Source organism: Acinetobacter lactucae (assembly GCF_013344765.1).
In the GTDB taxonomy this organism is placed as follows: Bacteria; Pseudomonadota; Gammaproteobacteria; order Pseudomonadales; family Moraxellaceae; genus Acinetobacter; species Acinetobacter lactucae_A.
Genome location: NZ_JABVBF010000259.1, coordinates 1 through 2,727 on the forward strand (window position 1 = coordinate 1; position 2,727 = coordinate 2,727).

The following is a 2,727-nucleotide window of genomic DNA, read 5'->3' on the forward strand; positions in this document are numbered from 1 at the left end:
GTTCAACACTGTATTATTGAATTGCATGATATTCAATTTAATTAAAATTATTTTTCAAACTGAACTTAGATGTTTTTCTAAAAAGTTAATTTGATCGGTAAGTAACTTTTCTTGCCATGGTGTAGCGTAAAAATCAAAGTGATCAATTGGGTACTCAATTAATTCGGTAGGGCCTTTCATTAAGCTTGCAGTTTTTTTGGCAGCATCTGGTGGAGCAATTTGATCATTGGCTCCTACTTGTACTAACGCAGGGCATTGTATACTTTTAGCAAAAGTGATAGGTCGATTTCTAGTTACTTCTAAGGCTGCTCGAGCACAGACTTCATTACGCCACGTCGGGCCAGCCATTGATTTATAATTCTCTTCTGCGCCAGGCGTACTAATCATTGCAGCCGTTCCAGGTTGTCCCACAATTGGAATGGTGTGAGAGTCTTGAAGCATAATTGCCCTAAATTGATCTTTCAAGCCATGGGCTATAGCGGTAGTTAATTGTTTGAAACCGCCATATTGGAAAACTTGAAAAAGAGCTGCTAAACCATCTGTTGCAGGGTTCATAGAAATAACAGCTGAAATTTTTTGATCTTGCGCTGCAACGGTAATAACATGACCGCCAGAGTAAGAAGTGCCCCAAAGTACTATTCGGTTTCGATCTACATAGGGTAAATTTCGTACAGTTGTAATTGCAGCTTGGTAGTCTTCACGTTGCGCTTTATAGGAAACATTTTGTCTTGGGAAGCCACCAGATTCTCCAAAACCACGATAATCGAAAATAAATGTATCAAAACCAGCTTTGTTTAAGGGTTCTGCAAAATTTAATAAACCTGTATCTTTAGTACCGCCAAAACCATTCGCCATGACAATGCATGGTCTGCCTTTTGAGTTCATATGTTTATCGGTACTTGCAGGAATATACCATGCTGAACATGTAACTCCTTTACTTGTAAATTTGATATTTTCCATAATATTTTTCCTTTATATTCAGTCTCTTATTTTTTGTGAATTTAATAAGAGACTGAAATTTTTTTATATATGATTAAGCTTGTACTTTTGTGCCTTCTGGTGATGGGTCCGTAACTACAGTCAATTTTTTCTTTGGTATGATCTGACTAAACTGTAATTCCTTATCAAATACAGGTCCCTTATCAAGTCTTTCAAGATCAAACTCATAATCCTGTAATAAAGTCCATGGACCTTCGGTACCTGCCTTAGGAAATTGTGCAATACTTCTTTGAATGTACCCAGAATTCAAATCGACAAATGGTACACGTTTCATATTTTTGTTACTGATGACTGGTGTAAAAATTCTATATTGGTTCTTATCCATGTAGTCTAAAAGTCTACAGAAGTGTCTCCAAATAAGATCAATTTTTAAAGTCCAGGCGATGTTGGTATAACCAAATGCGAACGCAAAATTAGGTACATCTGACAACATCATAGATTTAAATATCGTAGTGTCTGGATAGTTTATTGCTTTACCATCTACAGATAATTGAATACGACTAAATGGCAGAGCATTTAAACCTGTAGCTGTAATAATAATGTCGGCGTCTAATGTTTTCCCGGATTTTAGTAAAATACCATTTTTGGTAAATTTATCGATATGATCGGTTACTACTGACGCTTTTCCAGAAGAAATTGCTTTAAACATATCTCCATCTGGTACTACGCATAGACGTTCGTCCCACGGATTGTACTTTGGCGAAAAATGAGTAGATACATCAAAATCTTTAGGTAGTTTTCTTCGTACATCTGCAATTAATAAGCGGCGCATAGCACTTGGGAATTGACGACTTAATTTATAAACTGCTCTACTTAACGTAATATTCTTACGTCTAATAAGATCAAAAGCTCGTTTTGGAGAAAAAAGTTTATTTAAAGTATTGGCGATAGGATCTACACTAGGAAGGGCCATTAAATAGCTCGGAGATCTTTGAAGCATAGTGATATGCTTAACTTTTTCAGCCATAGCTGGAATTAATGTGACTGCAGTAGCACCACTACCAATAACAATTACTTTTTTACCCGTATAATCTAGGTTTTCAGGCCATTGTTGAGGATGGATGATTTGACCTTGAAAGTCTTCAGTTCCTTTAAAATCTGGTGTGTAACCAGTGTTGTAGTCATAGTAACCTGTGCTCAGGATTAAGAATCTAGAACGCAAAGTGGTGATGTCTTTTTGATTTTTTTGTTTAACTTTGACTGTCCAAATACCTTCATCAGATGAAAATTCTGCATTTGTTACAGAGTGGCTAAGACAAATATGCTTTTCAATATCATTCTCTGAAACTGTTTCTTTTAGATAATCGCAAATCATTTTTGCACTACCAAAAGTTCTTTCGCTAGTCCAAGGCTTAAAACCAAAAGCAAAACATTGCATATCTGAATCAGAACGGATACCAGGGTAGCGGAATAAGCTCCAAGTCCCTCCAATTTCACTACGTCCTTCTAATATTTTAAAAGTTGAGTGCGGTCTATATTTCTTTAAATGGTAAGCTGCGCTAATACCTGCGATCCCTGCACCGATAATTAAAACATCTGTAATAGCAGTTTGATCTGATGAACTCATATCTTTTCCTCTTTGCATAACTTCACTAAATTGAGCACCATTTAGATTTTCTAAGATGTTGATTTTTAATCTTCATTCTTCCTTGATCCTGATGAACAAAAGCCTAATTCAGATATGTCTATTCAGGTTTATATATACCTGCTCTGATAAATGAAAAAAGG

General features: G+C 35.9%; 2 protein-coding genes. Both read right to left on the reverse strand.

What is annotated here, in order from left to right; all coding sequences use genetic code 11:
- Positions 1-54: 54 nt before the first annotated feature.
- On the reverse strand, positions 55-960 hold the full coding sequence (locus HUN22_RS16380; RefSeq protein WP_174731591.1) for an alpha/beta hydrolase: 906 nt from the start codon (positions 958-960) through the stop codon (positions 55-57).
- 73 nt (positions 961-1,033) lie between these two features.
- On the reverse strand, positions 1,034-2,566 hold the full coding sequence (locus HUN22_RS16385; RefSeq protein ID WP_174731594.1) for a flavin-containing monooxygenase: 1,533 nt from the start codon (positions 2,564-2,566) through the stop codon (positions 1,034-1,036).
- Positions 2,567-2,727: the final 161 nt, after the last annotated feature.